The following is an 811-nucleotide window of genomic DNA, read 5'->3' on the forward strand; positions in this document are numbered from 1 at the left end:
AATTGAGAAAAAAGACAGAGAGGACAGAGTAATGAATCATTTTAAAGGCAAACAATTCAAAAAAGACGTCATTATTGTCGCTGTTGGTTACTACCTGCGTTACAATCTAAGCTATCGTGAAGTTCAGGAATTGTTATATGATCGTGGAATAAATGTTTGTCATACTACGATTTATCGTTGGGTGCAAGAGTACAGCAAAGTCCTCTATGATCTTTGGAAGAAGAAAAATAGACAATCCTTCTATTCATGGAAAATGGACGAAACCTATATCAAAATTAAGGGACGTTGGCATTATCTTTATCGTGCAATTGATGCGGACGGCTTAACCTTAGATATCTGGTTACGAAAGAAACGGGAGACGCAAGCAGCCTATGCTTTCTTAAAACGACTCCATAATCAGTTTGGTGAGCCGAAAGCAATTGTGACTGATAAAGCACCTTCTCTTGGCTCCGCCTTTAGAAAGTTACAGAGTGTGGGTTTATATACTAAGACAGAGCACCGAACTGTGAAGTATCTTAACAATTTAATAGAACAAGACCATCGACCTATTAAACGACGGAATAAATTTTATCAAAGTCTCCGTACAGCCTCTTCCACGATTAAGGGTATGGAGACCCTTCGAGGAATATATAAAAAGAACCGAAGAAATGGAACGCTCTTCGGCTTTTCGGTGTCTACTGAAATCAAGGTATTAATGGGAATAACAGCCTAAGATATTTGGAGTTCAGAAAGGGCGCGTTTGATTTTCAAACTTCGCAACAGAACCATGCTACTCACTAGAAAGAGGTTTTTATGGGATTTGGATTTAATT

Annotated in this window: 1 protein-coding gene; it reads left to right on the plus strand. The window is 38.3% G+C overall.

Going from position 1 to position 811, the window contains the following annotated elements:
* The first annotated feature begins 31 nt into the window (after nucleotides 1–31).
* The gene (locus tag EII37_RS10770) at nucleotides 32–712 is read left to right on the plus strand and encodes an IS6-like element ISS1N family transposase (protein WP_124788558.1); all 681 of its coding nucleotides are present in this window, start codon (nucleotides 32–34) and stop codon (nucleotides 710–712) included.
* Nucleotides 713–811: the final 99 nt, after the last annotated feature.

It is taken from the genome of Streptococcus sp. OH4692_COT-348, from assembly GCF_003859975.1.
Taxonomy (GTDB): domain Bacteria; phylum Bacillota; class Bacilli; order Lactobacillales; family Streptococcaceae; genus Streptococcus.